Here is an 18,279-nt window from a genome sequence, read left to right as displayed (position 1 = left end):
TGCCGGGAGCAGGACGACGGCGAGGGAGTTGGTGATGGCGGATGGAAAGAGGACAAAGGGGAGTGCCATGCCTGTGAGGACTCCGTAAATACTGACCGATTCAACCCGCGAGAGCCCGGAGAGGAGAAGCTGGTTCGGTACAAAGATGGCTTCGAGACTCTGGAGAAAGCTGAGCGTGAGGCGATTCGCCATGAGGGGGAGTGCCATGGTTAGGAGGGGGAGGAGCAGGGGAGTAATAGGTGTGTTTGCATTTGGCAGTATGGCAACGGACTTCGAGCATCCATAAACTAACAGACAGAACACCGCCGAAGCCGCTTCCCCGATCAACAGCCCCCAGACAGCCAGCAGCACCGTGATCGGAATCCTGTTCGTGCGGCAGACATGGACGATCAGCAGGACGGAGAAAATGCGGATGCACTGCTCGAACACCTGTGAAAACGCCGGGACTGCCGTTTTTTTGAGCCCGTAATAATACCCGCAGCAGCAGGCATGGATCGCGCAGAAGGGGATCGAGAGGGCGAGTGCGGGCAGAAGCGGCGCACATTCGGGCGCAAGAAGGACGCGCGCGGCGAGAAAATCGGCGAAGGTGTAGATCAAAGAGGTCAGCGGCAGGGCGATCGATAGTGAGAGTGCGAGGCTGACCCGCAAAAAGGCGCGTCCCTTTTCCGGGGAGGCGGCGGTCAGGCGGGAGAGCGAAGTCTGGATTGGACCGGCGCAGAGAGCAAATGCGATGCCATGTATGGGAAAAATCATCTGATATAAACCCAGACCTTCGGCGCCGATCGTCCGGGAGAGAAAGATGCGGTAGAAAAAGCCGAGAATCCGGCAGAAAAATCCGACTGCCGTCAGGAGCAGGGTTCCGGTAATCAAAGGATGAAATCTTCGCATGGCAGATCTCCGGGGAGGGTATGTTAGAAAAGTATATGAAGAAATAGAAAAAAGTAGAAGAAAGCTGGACGATTATAAAATGTTGGGAAGTCTTCTTTTTTAGATCAAGAAACAAACGAATAGAGAAAAAGCAGGGATTTTTTACGTAAGATACAAAAATTAGCTGTATTTAATACATAAAATAACAGATGGACATTAAGGTAGAACAGGAATATACTAAAAACATCAAAAACAAAAGATTATGATGAAAAATAACAGGTTGGTAGGAAAGAGAGAGGAAGTATGCTGGAGGGAATTGTATTACTTGCATTTATCGCGGCGCTGGCAGGCTGCGTATTTACCGGCGCGTCCGTGCTTTGGGCGTTGGCGGGGGGCTATCTGATTTTCTGTGCGTATGGCCTGATTCGGAAGCACAGCCTCGCGGAACTCGGAAAAATGTCGCTTTCCGGCGTTAAAACCGTCCGCAATATCCTGATGATTTTCGGACTTATTGGCTTTATCACAGCGCTGTGGCGGGCGTCCGGCACGATCGCCGTGATCGTGTGCTGGTCGTCGAAGCTGGTGTCGCCGTCGGCATTTCTGGTGATCGCGTTCCTTCTTAACTGTATGGTGTCGATCCTGACCGGAACCTCCTTTGGAACCGGTGCGACGATGGGTGTTATCTGTATGGCGATGGGACGTGCGATGGAGCTTGACCCGTTCTGGATCGGCGGCGCGATTCTTTCTGGCATCTATTTTGGCGACCGCTGTTCACCGGTATCGTCCAGCGCGAATCTTGTCTGTGTGCTGACGAAGACGGATATTTATGAAAATATCCGCGAAATGATAAAGACATCGCTGGTGCCATTTGTGGCTACATGTATTCTCTATTATATAGTGGGACGTTCCATGAGTGCCGGAAACGGACGGATGGATGTGGAAGGGCTGTTTTCCAATCGTTTTGTACTTCATTGGAGCGCGGTGATCCCGGCGGCGATTATCCTGGTGCTGTCTGTGTTCCGGGTGGAGGTCAAGAAAACGATGCTGATCAGCATTGTGTTGGCGGCGTTTCTGAGCGTGGTGCTGCAGGGGCGGACAATCGAAGAAATTTTACAGATGTGCCTGACCGGTTATCAGGCAAGCGATCCGGCGCTCAATGCTATGATGAACGGCGGCGGCCTGAAATCAATGATTAAGGTGGCTGCGATTGTGAGCCTGTCCTCCTGTTATGCAGGAATTTTCGAGGGAACTGGGCTCTTGAAGCCGATTCAGGGGAAAATAGAGGCGTTGAGCCGGAAAATTACTCCGTTTGGTGCGACCTTTGCGGTGGCGGCAGTTGCTTCCATGATCGCTTGTAACCAGACGCTTTCGATCATGCTGACCCATCAGCTCTGCAAGGAAGGAAATCCAGATAATAAACGATTTGCAATCGATCTGGAAAATACGGCGGTTGTGCTGGCACCGCTGGTTCCGTGGTCGATCGCCGGAGCCGTTCCTCTGGCAGCCGTCGGTGCTCCGATTGCGAGTGTGGTGGTGGCGTCGTATCTGTACATACTGCCGATCTGGAGTTTTTTGGTTCGTCTCATAAGAAGGTCGTAGGAAAAGGAGGAAGAGCCATATGAATTTACTCGAACTTTGCAACCTACAGGGTTCCTTATTCCTGATGATACTGGCGGGTGCGGTACTGAAACGGCGCGGGATCATCAGCAAGGAAGGCGAAAAATGTCTGACGGATCTCTGCGTGAATATCGTGATTCCCTGCAATATTGTGAAATCGTGCCTGATTTCATTTGATGCTTCGATTTTTAAAACGTGCGGGTTGCTGTTGGCGGTTGGATTTGTCTTGCAGCTTGTCTGTGTGGCCCTCAACAAAGTGCTGTTTAAGGAATATTCAGAGCAGCACCGGAAGGTGCTTCAATACTGTACGATCGTTTCCAACGGCGGATTCCTCGGAAATCCGGTTGCGGAAGGCGTATATGGAAGTATGGGACTTCTCTACGCATCCATTTTTCTGATTCCGATGCGCGTTGTCATGTGGTCGGCGGGTACATCCTATTTTGTTGGAGGCGGTTCTGACCGGAAAAAGGTATTGAAAAATGTCCTGACGCACCCGTGTCTGGTCGGTGTCTACATCGGTATGTTCCTGATGGCAACACAGCTGCAGCTTCCGGGCGTGCTGAAATCGACGGTTACCTACATTGGAAACTGTAACTCGGCGCTGACGATGTTTATTATCGGTACGATTCTGACCGATGTGAAACTGCGTGAGATTATTAATCCGACGGCCCTCAAATTCAGTGTGCTCCGTCTGTTCCTTCTTCCGCTTCTGGCATATGGAATCAGCCTGGCGGCCGGATTGGATTCGGTGGCAGCAGGTGTGGCAGTCATCATGACGGGAATGCCAGCCGGTGCAACTGCAGCGATCTTTGCGGCGCGCTATGACAGCGATGCACCGTTTGCAGCGAAAACGGTAGTGCTCACGACGCTGATTTCGATGATTACGATTCCGGCGTGGTGTCTGTTTATAGGATAAAAAGAATAGGTAAGAAGCAACAATAATAGAAAGAATACTAGAAAAATTGAGAAAATAATGTAAATATGGTAAATGAATATAAAAAGACCTGAAAGGTGCGGTAAATGGCTGCTCTTCAGGTCTTTTATATTTTAAAATGAATCAAAGGTTAAGCAAACAGAGGTTGAAAGAATTAGTTTATGATTCTTATTCATTCGTTTCACTCTTTCGTGAAATCCGCGCTTCTTCCAGATAATTATACAGTGTATACTTGGAAATCTGCATCGCGTCGCACAGGAGCAGGCTGGTTTTTGTGATCTTGAAGACGCCTTTCTGGTCAAGATAGTCGAGTGCACGAATTTTTTCTTCCTTGTTCATCAGCATCATCGGTTTTCCGATCATGGACTCTGCCTGATAAATATAGTGCTGTAAAATATCATCGACATTCTTTTTGAGAATAAAGTCGCGGTCAGACATGGCTGCCTGATTTGCGCCATTCGTGCCGTCCGTGCTGCCAGTTCCGGAAAAGGTGCCATCAGAAGCCATTCCGGATGGTGTGCAGCCAGACATGCCGTCGATCTGTGCGCCCACAGCTGCCGATACGCCGATGGTGCCTGGGCGTCCGATCAGATTTTGCAGGGCGCTCTGTGCCAGATAGAGATCGCGAACATCCATATTTAAGCAGACAGATCCGATAATTTTGTGATGTTCGTCCTCGATGAGCGTTGTGCAGGACTTAAAAAGCCGGTCTTTCTGGCTGGTATCGAGGGAAATGATCGAATGCTTGAGCGGCTCGATATCATTGCCGAGCTGTGTGATCATGCCGCCGCGCGGGGAACCGCCGACGTCGCGCCCGCTTAGCTGTGAGTTGAATGCGTAGACGATCGTGTGATCGTAGCCTTTGCGGTAATCGTGGACGATGATCTCACAGTTATCTCCGAGAAACTTTTGAAGTCCTTCGAGAAAACGGATGAGAAACTGAAAGTCCATGTAGTTGGAAATTTCCATGAATACCTCCTTTGGGGTGCTCTGTGCCCCGAGTGTGTATCGCAAAATTTTGCGTCTTAAAATAATTCGGAAAATGAAATGCACAGGGATTGTCTTTCTTTTGTCAAAGTTCCTGAAAAAATTTTATCGCGTTCATTTTGCTGCGTCAATCCCGTTTCTATAGAAAAAGTTAGTAGATAGGGAACATAAATAAGAGAATGTTCTCCCTTTTTTGTTTAAAAATCAAAAATTCAGGTGCAAGATAACGGGAAATGAGAGCAACCCTGTTTCTTTCATCATACTCTCAACCAAACTGTTTGTCAATTAACAAACCAGACTGTAAGTTTTTCTTGACAATTTGTCAGTGCATCCCTATAATTGAGAAAAAATCAAACAGACAGTTAGACAAACAAAAAATAAGTTTGTAAAAACACAAACTGAAAGTGAGGGAGCAGGATGGACAGGGACAGTTATGTATATAAGACACCGGCTTCAAAGCTGGTACAGGTGGCTGCGATTGCGGCGGAATATAAGGGCAGACCGGATATGCTGATGACGGTGATCATCCGGGCGCAGAAGGTTGTGTCGGCATTTTCCAAGGAAGTGGCGTCGGTCATCGCCAGAGAGATGGATATTCCGATGAACAAGGTGTACAGTTTCATCACCTTTTATGCGATGCTGTCGGTAAAACCGAGGGGGCGCTACATTGTCCGGATGTGCAAGAGCGCGCCGTGCCACGTACATGGGGCGCAGGCAGTCGTTCAGGCGCTGGAGGATCAGCTCGGCATCAGCATCGGGGAGACGACCGAGGACGGAAGGTTCACCCTGGAATACTGTCCCTGCCTGGGACTCTGTGAAATATCCCCGGCGATCATGATCAATGAGCACGTGTACGGCAACCTGACGCCGGAATCGGTGCGGGATATTATCAAACAATATATACGGGAGGATGTGGAATAGTATGGAGGAAATGCACGTATTGCTGAAAAACCGCGGCAAGATTAATCCGAGAAGTTCACAGGAGTATGCGGACCGCGGCGGATTTGAAGCGCTGAAAAAAGCACTTTCGATGGACAGTGAAGCGATTATCGATGTGATCCGCGCCTCCGGACTTCGTGGACGCGGCGGTGCGGGATTCCCGACCTATCGCAAGATGGAGTTTACCGCCCACGCATCTGACCCAACGAGATACATCGTCTGTAACGCCGATGAGGGAGAGCCGGGAACGAATAAAGACCGGATTCTTCTCTCGACCGACCCGTGTGCGGTCTTCGAGGGCATGGCGATTGCTGGAAAAGCAGTCGGCGCCCATACCGGATATATTTATCTGAGAGCCGAGTATACATATTTGTTCCCGGTATTAAAAGATGCGCTGGAGGATGCGGAAAAACGCGGATTTTTAGGAAAAAATATGATGGAGAGCGGTTTTGACTTTGAAATCAAGTTCCGCTCCGGTGCGGGTGCTTACGTCTGCGGCGAGGAGACGGCATTGTTTGAGTCCATTGAGGGAAAACGAGGCGAGCCACGTTTCCGTCCGCCGTTTCCAAGCATTCACGGACTCTTTGGAAAACCGACCATGTTAAATAACGTAGAGACGCTGGCGAATATTGCACCGATCCTCTTAAACGGAGCGGAATGGTACCGCAGCATCGGCACAGCGAACAGCCCTGGCACAAAGCTTTTTACGGTCTGTGGAAATGTAGTCCGCAGGGGCGTATTTGAATTTCCGATGGGCGTGAACCTCAAAGATATCATTTATGAAGTGTGCGGCGGCATCACGGATGGAAAAGGGCTTCTGGGCGTGCAGACCGGTGGTACCTCCGGTGCGATCATCAATGCCGATCAGATCGATATGACACTGGATATTGATACAGTTTCGGCATCCGGCGGACGTCTTGGCTGCGGTACGATTCTGGTCATCGACGACAGCAACTGTATTGTAGATATTGTGCGAAACAATTTGGACTTCTTCCGCGGCGAGTCATGCGGAAAATGTACACCGTGCCGCGAGGGCGGCCAGCAGCTTTACAATCTGGTTACCCGCATCAGCCGGGGGCTGGCGACTCTGCCGGATCTGGAAAAAATCGATGAGCTGACGGAGACGATGCGCCTGACTGCCCTGTGTGGTCTGGGACATTCGACCGCTGTTCCGGTGCAGACGAGCATCCAGAACTTCCGTAAGGAATATCTGGCGCACATCGACCGCGATTACTGCCCGGTCTGCGCTCAGGCAGCCGTGGCGGAAGGAATTTATGAAGCAGAAGAAGATTATAGAAACGATGGAAACAGCCGGATGGGAAGACGGCGTGCAGCAGTCGGTGAACGCGATGTCATGTATGATTCGTATGACGCGTATGCGAGACACCGCAGCCGGGGAACATCCTACGCGGGACGATTTGAGCGGAGAGGAGGAAGAGAAGCATGATGGTACATCTGACAATCGACGGGCAGCCGGTAGAGGTGGAGGAAGGAACGACGATCCTACAGGCGGCGAAAAAAGCCTGTATCCACATTCCGACTCTCTGTTATCATGAGGATCTGAGCATCAAGGCGGTCTGCCGCATCTGCGTGGTCGAGGTAGAAGGACAGAGACTGCTTCCGACGGCGTGCAGCACACCGGTTTCGGAGGGAATGGTCGTGCAGACGGCCTCCCCGAAGGTACTGAAAGCGAGAAGAAATATTCTGGAACTGATTTTTGCGAGACATCCGCAGGAATGCCTCGTATGTCCGAAGGACGGAAAATGCGATCTGCAGAAGGTAGCGCAGGATGTCGGAATGCACCTCGATATCCGCTATGACAAGCAGCTCCGCCATCAGAAGGAGGACTGGAGTTCTCCGGCCATCATGCGGAATCCGCAGAAATGTATTCTGTGCGGGCGTTGTATGGAGGTCTGCAATGAGATTCAGGGAATCAACGTCCTTTCGAAGGAAAACCGTGGATTCCATACGCTGATCGCCCCGGCCTATGGGGAAAAACTGGCTGATACCAACTGTATTAACTGCGGCCAGTGCGTGCAGGTGTGTCCGACCGGCGCATTGACGGTTCATTATCATACCTACGGGTTATATCGCCAGAAAGAATTAGGCAAAAAACTGATTATTCAGGTGGCTCCGTCCGTCCGCATTACGCTGGCGGAGGCACTGGGCGAACAGCCGGGCGTTGTCAGCACAGGACGTCTGGTGTCGGCTCTCAAGCGCCTGGGATTTTACAAGGTATTCGATTCCGATTTCTCTGCCGATCTGACGATCATGGAGGAAGGAACCGAGCTTTTGAACCGCCTGCAGAACGGCGGTACCCTGCCGATGATTACCTCCTGCTGTCCGGCGTGGGTCAAATATTGTGAAACCTATGCACCGGAGTATACAAAGCATTTATCGACGGCGAAATCTCCGCAGCAGATGTTCGGCGCGCTGATTAAAACCTGGTTTGCAAAGCGCGAGGGAATCGATCCGGGTGATATCTGCAGCGTTTCGGTTATGCCATGTACAGCAAAGAAATTTGAGTGTACCCGTCCGGAAATGAAGGACAGCGGCTACCAGGATGTGGATATTTCCATCACGGTTCAGGAACTGGCTGCCTTGATCCGTGCCGGTGGAATCGATTTTGCCGAGCTTCCGGATACACCGTTTGACGATCCGTTTGGAGAAGGAAGCGGCGCGGGACTTATTTTCGGTGCAACCGGCGGTGTCATGGAGGCGGCACTCCGCACCGTCTACGCGGTGCTAACCGGCAAAGAGATGGAACATCTCGACTATACACCGGTCCGCGGCTTCGAGGGAATCAAGGAATCACAGGTTGATTTGAACGGCAGAGTCATCAAGGTAGCGGTGCACATGGCATTAAAAATGCGAAAGTTTTGCTGGAAAAGGTAAAAAACGGAACCGCCGATTATCAGTTTATCGAGATCATGGCATGTCCGGGCGGCTGCATCGGCGGCGGTGGAAATCCGCCTAAGACATGGTCGATCATGGAGAAGCGGAAGAAAGCCATCTATGAGGCAGAGGCAGAGCTTCCGGTCAGACAGTCGCACAAGAACCCGGCGATCCAGAAAATTTATGAGACGTATCTGGGAGAACCGTGCGGGGAGCTGTCACATAAGCTGCTACATACAGAGTACTGCAACCGGCAGGATCTGTTGCAATAGATTATGTTATTGATCTTCCCAAGTCTCAATCCGCGCCTTACGGTTCAAAATCCCTTTCTCCCATATCATTAAATGCATCTTAAATTCAATCGAATCCTGCGCTGTCGTAAAGGGTTCTTCACGCAGCAGTTCGGAGCGGATGCCGCGCTTTTCAAGCTCTTTCTGTCTTTTTTTGGCAAGAAGTTCGAGAGCCAGGTGACGGGTCTGCTGGGCTTTTCCGAAGGTGCGGGACGGGTAGGCGGAAGAGGCTTTTTGAAGCTTCCGGGTCAGGAGATCGACTGTCTTGGCATGGGCGTTCCGGTGCAGGAGGCGGGCAATCTGACGGGCGCGGCGCTTGGTGGGGTGCTGCTCATAGTCTTTCAGGCGATGTAGCAGTTTTGGATCACCGGCTTCGACGGCGATGGACTGGAAGACGCGCGAAGCGTCTTCGGAGAGATGCCAGGGATTTTCACGGATGACGCGGTATTTTTCCGGGACCGCCGGGTAGCAGCAGACGTTTAGCGGAGGAAATTCCGCGAGGGAGGCAAGCTCCCGCTCGTTTGCGTTGCAGGAGTTTTCCCCCAGATAGTCGAGTTTGTCGCGCAGGATGGCGATGCGGTATTCGAGCTGGCGGAGGTATTCGTAGCCTTTCATCCAGAAGTGCCCGATCTGACTGTAGTCATAGTAGTGATTTTCGAGAGTCAGATCTTCGAAAAAGAGTGTGACAACCGAGTCTCCCTGATGGACGATCAGGGCGTAGCGTTCGTTTTCATCCTGGGTTAAGAGGCATCGAGTTCGCCCTCGTATGCCGGATCGTAGGTACCGGTCAGGCGGGCGTTGTGGAAGAGAAGGAAACTTTCGACTGCATCATTCATCAGGTAAACCAGGCGGATCGTGTCGGGAGCAGAAGTGCCGGTTTCCGGGAGAATAAGTTCGAACTGGTTTTCGGATAATAGTAATTCTAACATGGAAAAGGGATCCATTTTATAAAACTCCTTAATGTATAAAAATCAAAATGTTTTCCGACACAGGCAGAAAAACGGAGCCAGTGACTATCGTATTCTCAATACAGGAAAACATAGAACAATCATGGTAATTATAAGAGAAATAAGAAGAGGATGCAAGAGAAGAGCAATGCTGCTGCCGGATTGTACAAAATTTTCAGCTCAGAAAAATTTTTCCAGTGAATCGTAACATTTTCTATGTTTCACAAAAAAAGATAGTAAAACCGCGCGATTCGTGTTAATATAAGAAAGCATAAGAATAATCGCGGTGTTTTTGCAGCGGCGGTGAAAACCGCAAAGCTGCGTAAGAGACTGCAAGTATGAATAGAAAGGAAAATTTATCATGGAAATCACAAAAGCAACCACGATGGGCGAGATGCTTCAGTATGATATGGGTATTGCATATGTTCTGATGGAGGCAGGCATGCACTGTGTTGGCTGTCCGTCTTCGATCGGTGAGTCTCTGGAGGAGGCCTGCATGGTACATGGTCTGAACGCAGACGAGGTTATGGCAAACATCCAGGAGTACCTGAACGCAAAGAAAGAGTCTGAGCAGGCTGAATAATTCAAATTTTAGATTTTAATAAAATTCTGGATAAAAAGACGCTGTGTACGAAGTAATGAGGCTTCAGCATAGCGTCTTTTTCGTTGTTTTATAGGAAAGAACGCCTCATAAAGCAAGAGTGAAAAATGCTCGGATTGTTGTTTAGAGACTGAAAATTGTGTAAAAATAGTATACATTACAGAATTGACGTGATAAAAAGAACCCGTTATAATTGCGATAAAAATATTTTTACTTTTTTTCCGGGAGAGAGACTAAAACATATAACCGGATAAAGCGGGTAGCTGATAGAGTACATAGAGATACAATGGAGGGATGGGAGTATGTTCAGTAAGCGTGAGTATGAATACGTGATGGAAATTGCGAAGGAAGGAAGTTTTTCAAAAGCAGCCCAGAAACTCTATATTTCCCAGCCGGCGCTCAGCGGTGCGATTAAAAAGATTGAGAAAGAGTTATATGGGATCTCGCTTTTTGACCGGAATGTGAACCCGGTGGCACTGACCCCGGCGGGGCAGTATTATCTGGAAAAAACGCGGAAGATATACGAGCTCAGCAATGAGATGGAGCAGCATTTTGCAGAGCTGGCGGGTATCCGTTCCGGTGTGATTAACATCGGAAGCTCCGGATATTTCTGTGCGTATTTTCTTCCGGAGGTGATCCGGGGCTATTGCAGACTGAATCCAAAGTGCCGGATCAACGTGACGGAGACGGATATTTCAGGGATGGATGCGGGGCTTAGAACCGGGCAGTTTGATATCACGATGGATGTCGAGGCACTCGACCCGGAGATGTTTGAGAGTGTGACGCTGGGGTATGAGTATATGATTATGGCGGTTCCTGCTTCCTTTGCTGTGAATGAGAAGCTGAAAGAGTTTCAGATCTCCAGGGAATCAATCCTGGAGCGGAGTTTTCTGGATGAAGCGGTGCGTGCGGTGGACCTTTCCAAAGTCTCGAAAGAACCATTTCTGATGCTGAAAAAGAATCAGGATTCTTATAAAAGGAGTATGGATATCTGCGCCCACGCTGGTTTCGAGCCGAAGGTGATTATGTATTTTGATCAGCTTCAGACTGCCTATAATGTGGCGCGGAGCGGACAGTCCGGTATCATCTTTTTTAGGGATGCACTGCTGAAATACACAGAGAAAACGGAAAAACTCTGTTATTACAAGATTGGCGATCCGCTGGCAAAGCGTGCAATCCTTTTGTCGATGAAGCGCTATCCGGGCGTGGGGGCAACAGTGATGATTTTATCAAATACATTCTACTGGCTAAAAAATAGTTTAAAATTTCATAAAATATTGATAGGAATCTGCTTATAGAGCCATATTTAAAAGTGACTTGGATTTTTATCAGATAAAATACTAGAGTATATCCCGTAGCTGAAAAAATAGAAACTCGGATGCAGAGCCTGGGCGGCGGCTATTCCCATGACTGTGCGAAAGCGATTGCACTGGTGCCGTTTTTCAAGGCTGCATATTAAAATAAGTGTTCAAATTCTCAGTGTCATGGACAGGCATAAGGATTCTCCTATGGACATCAAACATACTACTAGAGTGATTAACTTATAAAATCCATAATAAAACGATTATATATATTTAAAATCATACGTCTGGAACAGGCATTTCCACTTCCTCCAACCACAAGGAAAGCCTGTATCCAGGCGTATTTTCGCTTATTAGGGAAGGTCAAGTATCATTTTAGACACGTTATGGTCCATAACCATTTACCTATACGTCCATATTCGAAAGAGAGTTGGAACATTTTTGGTGGGAATGGTAAAGTAATGTCAGAAAGAAACAGAGAGCTTCAAGAGGTTGGGTTTCAGACGCTGAAACAAAATGAAAAGAAACAGACAAATAGAACTTCTGAAGAAGCAATCTCTGACAGATAAAGGAGGAAACCATATGAGATTTGCAACTATCAAAGTGAACGGAACAGAAAAAGCCGGTATCGTCTTAAAGAATGGAGTGCTTCCGATTGAGGCACTGAATGCAGCAAAGGGAACTGCATGGGCCGAGGATGTCATGAGTCTCATCCAGAAGCAGCAGATTCCGGGACTGACAAAATGGTATAACGCAGGCGGCAAGGAAGAGCTGGAAAGTATTCCGGGACTGGTTCCGAGCGAGAAAGTTGTATACGGACCGCTCTACCGCAACCCGAAACGTATCTTTGGTATCGGCCTTAACTATGTAGACCATGCCGGAGACATCGGTTCTGCAGCTCCGAAGGGATTTCCGGGAAGCTTCTTCAAACAGGCAGACACCCTGATTGGTCCGGACGATGAAATCCTGCTTCCGAAGTTGAAAGAAGCACAGAAAACCACCGCAGAGGCAGAGCTTGGAATCATCATGGGCAAGGATTGCAGAGATATATCCGAAGAAAACTGGCAGGATGCCATCGTCGGTTACACCACCATCCTTGATATGACTGAGGAGTCCATCTTAAAGGGAAATGATTATGTAAGCGGCAACCCGAGATATTTAACCATCGTAAAGAACTTCCCGACCTTCTTCTCCTTCGGTCCGGAGCTGGTAACCCCGGATGAGGTACCGGATGTCAATGAACTTCTGGTCCAGAGTGTTCACAACGGTGAAGTTCATGCAGAAAACGTAGTAGCAAACATGACCCACAGACCGCCGCGTCTGGTATCCCTGCACAGCAGCATCCAGGCTGGTACGCCGGAGACATCCTTTCCACCGGAACACCGAGAGCGTTCCATATCCAGGATGGCGATGTAGCAGAGTGCCGCATCACCGGACCGGACGGATTCGAGATGACACCACTTGTAAACCCGGTTGTTGATTTAAAGAAACATCCGGAAAAGGAAGTGTAGGAAAATAAAAAATTCAAACAGAACATTCAAATCATTTTATATATTCATTTTAAGCAGGAGGTAGCAACATGGATTTAGGATTAAAAGACAAAGTAGTTCTCTGTATGGCATCAGCAGCCGGACTTGGCAAGGGAATTGCAACCGAGATGGCAAGAGAAGGTGCAAAGGTTATGATTTGTACCGCAGAACCGTTTAAAGATCAGCTTCTGGAGCACAGGCTGAGATTGAGAAAGAAACCGGAAACCGTCCGGAGACCTTCCTCTGCGATGTTAACAAGGCGGAGGACATCGAGGCACTTGTAAAACACACCGTTGAAACACTGGGCGATATCTACGCACTCGTAAATATGTGTCCGGGTCCGAAGCCGGGACCGTTCGTAAGCTTTGATGATGCGGCATGGGAGGGCGCTTTTGAGATGTGCCTGCTCTCCTACGTAAGAACCATCCGTGCGGTACTCCCGTCCATGAAACGTCTCGGCGGCGGCCGTATCGTAAACTCAACTTCTTCTTCCGTTAAGGACTGCCTGGACAACCTGATTCTTTCCAATACCATGAGAATGGGCGTTGTCGGCATGAGCAAGACCCTGGCGAGTGAGGTCGGCAAAGACAATATCTTAGTCAATGTCATTGGACCAGGTCGTATCGGCACCGCAAGAATTGAGAATCTGAACAAGATGCGTGCAGACAAGGCTGGCATCAGCGTAGCAGATTACGAGAAGGAAGACCTGAAGAAGTTCCCGATGGGACGCTACGGCACCATCGATGAATACGGACGTCTGGCTACATGGCTGTGCTCCGAGGCAAATACATACGTATCTGGTCAGACCATCCTGTTAGACGGTGCGATGACAAGAGCATACTAATTGCAAAACATGGCAAAGATGCATTTCCGGAATGCAGGACATCCGGAAGAGTTCACGGAAGGCATGTTTTGCAGGTGAATTGGGAAATTTACCCGGAACTGCAGATACCTCTCTCCCGGAGGACATTTGGGGAAATGAAATCTGGGAGAGAATATAGCATAGAGGAGGTTGTTTAAAGCAGGCACTTTTGAAATAGAAAGTGCTGTGAAACAACATGGTGGTCACATATGTGTGAACAGTAAGTGAGGGTATTGCATAAGAAGGGGAATATTCATGAAAGAAAAAAAGAAATTGAGCTTGGCGACAAAGACGTTCATCGGTTTTGGCCTTGGTATTGTCATCGGACTCGTATTTGGAGAAAAAGCAACCATTGTAAAACCTCTGGGAACCATCTTTTTAAATATGATTAAAATGATTGTCGTTCCGATGGTATTCTTTTCCATCACAGCGGGAGTCGCGAGCTTAGGAGACTTGAAAAAGCTTCGGAACATTGGCGTGAAGGTGGTTGGACTGTATGCGCTGACATCTGCACTCTGTGTAGAATTAGGGCTTATCATGGCAAACATCATCAATCCAGGAAAAGGATTTGATTTAACCGCGTTATCACAATCGACTGATTATGAGGCGCAGGCGATGCCGAGTATCATTGATACGTTAATCGATATGTTCCCATCCAACATTTTCACTTCTTTTACCAACACAAATATGCTGCAGATTATCGTATTTTCGGTATTCTTAGGCGTAGCACTTATCATGATGGGAAAAGAGGGGGAACGCCTTTTAGCAGGTGTACAGAGCTGTGCCAATGCAATGTATAAAATCACAGCTATTGTTATGGAGTTTTCTCCGATTGGTGTATGTGCACTGTTAGCAGATTCAGTTGGTGCATATGGTCTGAAAATCTTTGGACCGCTCGGAAAGCTGATTCTCACGGTTTATGCTTCCGATGTAATCCTTGTTTTACTGATGTATATTCCGATGGTAGCGCTTCTGGCAAAGTTCCCGGTAAAGAAATGGCTGCAGGGTATCTGGAAAGTATGGGTTGTAACGGCCAGCACCACCAGCAGCAGCGGTTCTCTTCCGATCACAACCTCTGTTACGAATGATGAGTTTGGCGTATCTTCCGAGTTATCATCGTTCTCCCTGCCGCTTGGCGCAACCATCAACATGAATGGTGGATGTATCTACTATGCAGCAGCTATCGTAATGACGGCACAGATTTATGGAATGAACCTGACACCGTCCGCATTGGTAAACATTATTATTTCTACTGTATTAGTAGCTATGGGCTGTCCGGGTGTTCCGGGAGGCGCGATCATCATGACCACGATTCTTCTGACGAACATGGGACTTCCGCTGGAGATTGTAGGTCTGATTGCCGGTATCTTCCGACTGATTGATATGGCAAATACAACCTTTAACGTAACCGGTGATGTGGTAACTACCATGGTAGTAGCACGCAGCGAGGGCATGATGCATACGCTGGGAACTGGTGCGGAAACCGAGACGAAGGCAGCGTAAGGGCTGGAGAACAGAAAAACGGAATTCCGGCCGGCTACCAGGAAAAATAAAATATTCTTGGAAAAGTGTCAGCAGATGCGGACCAATGAGAATCTGAGAGTATATGCAGAATGAAAAGGAGATTTTATTATGTATAAATTATTCGCAAAAAGAATGGATGAACTGGTTCCGTCTGGAATCCGTAAAGTAAACGAAAAGGCGCTGGCAATGGAGCGCGCAGGAGAGACGGTCATTCACTTTGAGTTAGGGCGTCCGGATTTCGATACACCGGAATACATCAAGAATGCCTGCATCGAGGATATCAAAAAAGGCGATGTATTCTATACTTCCAACTTTGGTACCATGGAGCTGCGGGAGGCGATTGCCTGGAAATTAAAGACGCAGAACAATGTAGAGTACAAACCGACTGAGATCATCGTCAGTGTAGGTCTTTCCGAGGCAGTTTTTGATGTCATGGCAGCAATTCTCGACGAGGGCGATGAGGTTCTGGTTCCGAATCCGGGCTGGTTAAACTACTTAAATGTTCCGAAGCTTCTGGGCGCGGTTCCGATTACCTATACATTGAAAGAGGAGAATGATTACCAGATTGATCTGGATGAGATTCGTGCAAAGGTTACCCCACGGACCAAGGCACTCGTTCTTATCACTCCGAGCAATCCGACCGGCGGTGTGCTGGCAGAGGATGTGCTGAAAGAACTGGCAGAGATTGCTGTGAAGAACGATATCATGATTATATCAGATGAGGTATATGAGAGACTGTTATACGATGATGCAAAACACATCAGCATCGCCTCTCTTCCGGGCATGAAGGAGAGAACCATCACATTAAACGGCTTCTCCAAAGCATACTCCATGACCGGCTGGCGTCTCGGCTACGCAGCCTGCAGCGAAGAGATTGTCAAGACTGTCAATAAGCTGCATCAGCACGTGGTTACCTGTGCAAGTTCCTTCGTACAGAAAGCCGGCGTCGTAGCGCTGAAAGAAGAGAAGAACGAAGTAGCAGACATGGTAAAAGAGTATCAGAGACGCCGCGACTATGCAGTTAAAGCAATCAACGAGATCGACGGACTGAGCTGCCGTTGCCCGAAGGTGCATTCTACATCTTCATCAACATCGAAAAGCTTGGCATGAGCGGCCAGGAATTTGCTCCGCTGCTTCTTGAAAATGCCAAGGTAGCAATGGTACCGGGCGATGTATTCGGAAGCGAAGGCGACCACTATATCCGTATGTCCTTTGCAAACAGCTATGAGAATGTTGTTGAGGGATGCAAGAGACTGAAGGAATTTGTGGAGAAGATTCGTAAGTAAAAGTTACTTAAAAAATTTGCTTTACGAATTGAAAGACCGAGTGAATGGTCGGAATCTGGATAAGGAAGAATAGTAGAATAAAAATTCTTCAAATGTTAAATAAATTCGACCAAGAAATGATAGAAAAATATGAAATAAAACACAGGCAGCTTCGACGGATATCGTCTAGGCTGCCTGTGTCTATTAGGGGCTGAAGTCCCATTTTGTACGTTTTGTGCAAAAATTCTAAAATATATGTAGAAACAGAATGCACAGAGAAAGAGCAAATTCTTATGCCTTAATCTTCTTTTCCTCCAGATTCCGGTAATACTCCTTCACCATATCGATAAAATCCTTCGCGTGTGGTGAAATAATGCTGTTCTTCTTATATAAAAGCAGCAGCGGCACGCTGAACGGTGGATTGTCTACGGTGAAGAATGCAAGCTGCTCCACGTGGGCAGTGTGGCGGATTCCGCCTTCCGGGAGGAAGGTGATGCCGAACCCTCTTGCCGCCAGGTTGACCGAAGTCGTACTGCTGGTGGTGTATAGGGCATCCTTTGGTTCCATATTCATCTTGGCAAAGAGGTTTTTCATGGCGTGTCCCATGACCTGATCCTCCTGCAGCAGGATGAAGCGTTCCCGGCGCAGCTTTTTCATGTCGATTGGAAGCGGATGGTCCGGAGTGCCTGCTTCCAGACCGCGGATAGCCGGATGGTCCTTGCTGGCTACCAGAAGGAGGCGCTCATTGAAGATGGTGTCATAGACGAAATCATCCAGATTGAGCGGCATATTCATCAGGGCAAAATCGATCTGATCCTCCTGTAACAGCTTGGAAAGCTGGGCAGTGTGGTGTTCACGTAAGGTGATGCGGACATCCGGGTGGCTTTCAGAGTAGCTTGGCAGGATATCCGGCAGCAGGACGGATCCGCGCCACAGCGTCATGCCGACATTCAGAGTACGGCTGCGTCCCGTTTTCAGCTCGCCGAGCTGTTCCTCAAACTGCCCGGTCAGGACTCCGACACTTTCCAGATAACGCATATAGATTTTTCCTGCCTCAGTTAGTTTGAGCGGCATATGGCTGCGATCGAAGAGCTTGACACCTAATTCCTTTTCGGTTCGTGCGATACACTGGCTTAAATATGGCTGTGACAGATATAATTTTTCAGCCGCTTTGGAAATGCTTCCCTCACGGACGGTGGTAATAAAATACTCCGGGTTTTTAATATACATTTTTCCGCCTCCATTTAGCTTAATTAGCCTTTGCTTTATAGGACTATTTTTAAATGCTTATATTATTGTAAAAAAACAATATTTATATTCTCGTTCCGGGGATGGTATTTCAAGTTGATGCGTGTTATATTATAGCCATCAGGAAAAAACAAGAGTTTTCACTTAGAAGTATCCTAATAATATATAATAATATTACAATAGCGATATGTCAAGTGAAGAACCGACCTGATTCTATACCAATCCCTTTTATGTATAAGTATTGACAGGTATCCGTTACCAGTTTATTTCTTTTTATTTATGTAAACCCTATTGCATCAACCCTCCATGTGCGGTCAGAAGCCAATGACAGCACTACAGCAGTTATCCGAAGATTCCCTCTTGGAGGATAACATGCGTTTCCACGGAATTGCTGCCGATTGGGTAACGGATTTCAAGGCAGAAGTGGAGCAAAGATTTAATAAAAAACCGTTTAGTCAGGAGTTGACCCCTCC

At 48.2% G+C, this 18,279-nt stretch carries 19 protein-coding genes; 14 read left to right on the top strand and 5 right to left on the bottom strand.

From position 1 onward, the window contains the following. On the bottom strand, window positions 1-888 hold an 888-nt coding region (locus DWZ16_RS08670; RefSeq protein WP_147353410.1), incomplete at its 3' end, for an oligosaccharide flippase family protein. A gap of 282 nt (window positions 889-1,170) precedes the next feature. Here DWZ16_RS08670 and DWZ16_RS08665 point away from each other — a divergent pair. Beyond that, window positions 1,171-2,466, top strand: a complete 1,296-nt coding sequence (locus DWZ16_RS08665) for a Na+/H+ antiporter NhaC family protein (protein ID WP_118467014.1) — start codon at window positions 1,171-1,173, stop codon at window positions 2,464-2,466. A 19-nt stretch (window positions 2,467-2,485) separates the two neighbouring features. Continuing rightward, entirely contained in the window at window positions 2,486-3,400 is a 915-nt protein-coding gene (locus DWZ16_RS08660) for an AEC family transporter (RefSeq protein ID WP_107001277.1), read from the top strand. Window positions 3,401-3,586: 186 nt separating this feature from the next. Here DWZ16_RS08660 and DWZ16_RS08655 read toward each other — a convergent pair whose 3' ends face one another. Beyond that, on the bottom strand, window positions 3,587-4,387 hold the full coding sequence (locus DWZ16_RS08655) for a transcriptional regulator (RefSeq protein WP_107001276.1): 801 nt from the start codon (window positions 4,385-4,387) through the stop codon (window positions 3,587-3,589). A 435-nt stretch (window positions 4,388-4,822) separates the two neighbouring features. Between DWZ16_RS08655 and DWZ16_RS08650 the strand changes: the two genes are divergently transcribed. Genes DWZ16_RS08650 through DWZ16_RS16765 form a run of 4 tightly spaced genes read left to right on the top strand, consistent with a single transcriptional unit; the run spans window position 4,823 to window position 8,511 of the window. Beyond that, window positions 4,823-5,326, top strand: coding sequence for a complex I 24 kDa subunit family protein (locus DWZ16_RS08650; RefSeq protein ID WP_107001275.1), 504 nt, complete (start codon window positions 4,823-4,825; stop codon window positions 5,324-5,326). A 1-nt stretch (window position 5,327) separates the two neighbouring features. Beyond that, window positions 5,328-6,791, top strand: coding sequence for an NADH-quinone oxidoreductase subunit NuoF (nuoF, locus tag DWZ16_RS08645; RefSeq protein WP_182427320.1), 1,464 nt, complete (start codon window positions 5,328-5,330; stop codon window positions 6,789-6,791). Beyond that, entirely contained in the window at window positions 6,788-8,239 is a 1,452-nt protein-coding gene (locus tag DWZ16_RS08640; protein WP_412694312.1) for a [FeFe] hydrogenase, group A, read from the top strand. Before nuoF ends, DWZ16_RS08640 begins: the two co-directional genes overlap by 4 nt. Further along, window positions 8,224-8,511 carry an iron hydrogenase small subunit gene (locus DWZ16_RS16765; protein WP_412694311.1) on the top strand — a complete coding sequence of 96 codons (288 nt, stop codon included), beginning with the start codon at window positions 8,224-8,226 and terminating at the stop codon, window positions 8,509-8,511. Before DWZ16_RS08640 ends, DWZ16_RS16765 begins: the two co-directional genes overlap by 16 nt. Window positions 8,512-8,517: 6 nt before the next feature. Here DWZ16_RS16765 and DWZ16_RS08635 read toward each other — a convergent pair whose 3' ends face one another. Further along, the gene (locus DWZ16_RS08635; protein WP_118522621.1) at window positions 8,518-9,297 is read right to left on the bottom strand and encodes a DUF3878 family protein; all 780 of its coding nucleotides are present in this window, start codon (window positions 9,295-9,297) and stop codon (window positions 8,518-8,520) included. Continuing rightward, on the bottom strand, window positions 9,270-9,473 hold the full coding sequence (locus tag DWZ16_RS16760) for a DUF3878 family protein (protein WP_118493204.1): 204 nt from the start codon (window positions 9,471-9,473) through the stop codon (window positions 9,270-9,272). Before DWZ16_RS16760 ends, DWZ16_RS08635 begins: the two co-directional genes overlap by 28 nt. Window positions 9,474-9,837: 364 nt before the next feature. Here DWZ16_RS16760 and DWZ16_RS08625 point away from each other — a divergent pair, with 364 nt between their 5' ends. The 8 genes from DWZ16_RS08625 to DWZ16_RS16145 all read left to right on the top strand — a co-directional run bounded on the left by DWZ16_RS08625 (window position 9,838) and on the right by DWZ16_RS16145 (window position 16,579). Beyond that, window positions 9,838-10,059 (top strand): DUF1858 domain-containing protein, encoded by a 222-nt coding sequence (locus DWZ16_RS08625; RefSeq protein WP_107001272.1) that lies wholly within the window; start codon window positions 9,838-9,840, stop codon window positions 10,057-10,059. A gap of 320 nt (window positions 10,060-10,379) precedes the next feature. Beyond that, a complete protein-coding gene (locus DWZ16_RS08620) occupies window positions 10,380-11,375 on the top strand; it encodes a LysR family transcriptional regulator (RefSeq protein ID WP_243021974.1) in 996 nt (331 codons plus the stop codon). A 585-nt stretch (window positions 11,376-11,960) separates the two neighbouring features. Then, window positions 11,961-12,794 carry a fumarylacetoacetate hydrolase family protein gene (locus tag DWZ16_RS08615; protein WP_243021973.1) on the top strand — a complete coding sequence of 278 codons (834 nt, stop codon included), beginning with the start codon at window positions 11,961-11,963 and terminating at the stop codon, window positions 12,792-12,794. A 163-nt stretch (window positions 12,795-12,957) separates the two neighbouring features. After that, the gene (locus DWZ16_RS16150; protein ID WP_243015244.1) at window positions 12,958-13,191 is read left to right on the top strand and encodes a hypothetical protein; all 234 of its coding nucleotides are present in this window, start codon (window positions 12,958-12,960) and stop codon (window positions 13,189-13,191) included. Next, window positions 13,113-13,751 (top strand): SDR family oxidoreductase, encoded by a 639-nt coding sequence (locus DWZ16_RS08610; protein ID WP_243015249.1) that lies wholly within the window; start codon window positions 13,113-13,115, stop codon window positions 13,749-13,751. The genes DWZ16_RS16150 and DWZ16_RS08610 overlap by 79 nt, the downstream gene beginning before the upstream one ends. Window positions 13,752-14,024: 273 nt before the next feature. After that, window positions 14,025-15,272: a dicarboxylate/amino acid:cation symporter gene (locus DWZ16_RS08605; RefSeq protein WP_118522620.1), complete on the top strand. Its 1,248-nt coding sequence runs from the start codon at window positions 14,025-14,027 to the stop codon at window positions 15,270-15,272. 129 nt (window positions 15,273-15,401) lie between these two features. Then, the gene (locus tag DWZ16_RS08600; protein WP_243015245.1) at window positions 15,402-16,403 is read left to right on the top strand and encodes a pyridoxal phosphate-dependent aminotransferase; all 1,002 of its coding nucleotides are present in this window, start codon (window positions 15,402-15,404) and stop codon (window positions 16,401-16,403) included. Continuing rightward, window positions 16,400-16,579: a hypothetical protein gene (locus DWZ16_RS16145; RefSeq protein ID WP_243015246.1), complete on the top strand. Its 180-nt coding sequence runs from the start codon at window positions 16,400-16,402 to the stop codon at window positions 16,577-16,579. The genes DWZ16_RS08600 and DWZ16_RS16145 overlap by 4 nt, the downstream gene beginning before the upstream one ends. Window positions 16,580-16,849: 270 nt before the next feature. Here DWZ16_RS16145 and DWZ16_RS08595 read toward each other — a convergent pair whose 3' ends face one another. Then, window positions 16,850-17,788 (bottom strand): LysR family transcriptional regulator, encoded by a 939-nt coding sequence (locus DWZ16_RS08595; RefSeq protein WP_107001266.1) that lies wholly within the window; start codon window positions 17,786-17,788, stop codon window positions 16,850-16,852. Window positions 17,789-18,279: the final 491 nt, after the last annotated feature.

This window comes from Clostridium sp. AF29-8BH (assembly GCF_003478145.1).
Lineage (GTDB): Bacteria > Bacillota > Clostridia > Lachnospirales > Lachnospiraceae > Otoolea > Otoolea fessa.
The sequence above is the reverse complement of the archived record's forward strand: the minus strand, read 5'-3'. Positions and strand labels throughout refer to the sequence as shown.

Bases quoted from the DNA above. Each gene is read 5' to 3' on its own strand.
- DWZ16_RS08640 (WP_412694312.1), top strand. From the start codon at position 6,788: ATGATGGTACATCTGACAATCGACGGGCAGCCGGTAGAGGTGGAGGAA.
- DWZ16_RS08650 (WP_107001275.1), top strand. From the start codon at position 4,823: ATGGACAGGGACAGTTATGTATATAAGACACCGGCTTCAAAGCTGGTA.
- DWZ16_RS08625 (WP_107001272.1), top strand. From the start codon at position 9,838: ATGGAAATCACAAAAGCAACCACGATGGGCGAGATGCTTCAGTATGAT.
- DWZ16_RS08655 (WP_107001276.1), bottom strand. From the start codon at position 4,387: ATGGAAATTTCCAACTACATGGACTTTCAGTTTCTCATCCGTTTTCTC.
- DWZ16_RS16150 (WP_243015244.1), top strand. From the start codon at position 12,958: ATGGATTTAGGATTAAAAGACAAAGTAGTTCTCTGTATGGCATCAGCA.
- DWZ16_RS08660 (WP_107001277.1), top strand. From the start codon at position 2,486: ATGAATTTACTCGAACTTTGCAACCTACAGGGTTCCTTATTCCTGATG.
- DWZ16_RS08615 (WP_243021973.1), top strand. From the start codon at position 11,961: ATGAGATTTGCAACTATCAAAGTGAACGGAACAGAAAAAGCCGGTATC.
- DWZ16_RS08605 (WP_118522620.1), top strand. From the start codon at position 14,025: ATGAAAGAAAAAAAGAAATTGAGCTTGGCGACAAAGACGTTCATCGGT.
- DWZ16_RS08600 (WP_243015245.1), top strand. From the start codon at position 15,402: ATGTATAAATTATTCGCAAAAAGAATGGATGAACTGGTTCCGTCTGGA.
- DWZ16_RS08595 (WP_107001266.1), bottom strand. From the start codon at position 17,788: ATGTATATTAAAAACCCGGAGTATTTTATTACCACCGTCCGTGAGGGA.
- DWZ16_RS08620 (WP_243021974.1), top strand. From the start codon at position 10,380: ATGTTCAGTAAGCGTGAGTATGAATACGTGATGGAAATTGCGAAGGAA.
- DWZ16_RS16760 (WP_118493204.1), bottom strand. From the start codon at position 9,473: ATGGATCCCTTTTCCATGTTAGAATTACTATTATCCGAAAACCAGTTC.
- nuoF (WP_182427320.1), top strand. From the start codon at position 5,328: ATGGAGGAAATGCACGTATTGCTGAAAAACCGCGGCAAGATTAATCCG.
- DWZ16_RS16145 (WP_243015246.1), top strand. From the start codon at position 16,400: ATGAGCGGCCAGGAATTTGCTCCGCTGCTTCTTGAAAATGCCAAGGTA.
- DWZ16_RS08665 (WP_118467014.1), top strand. From the start codon at position 1,171: ATGCTGGAGGGAATTGTATTACTTGCATTTATCGCGGCGCTGGCAGGC.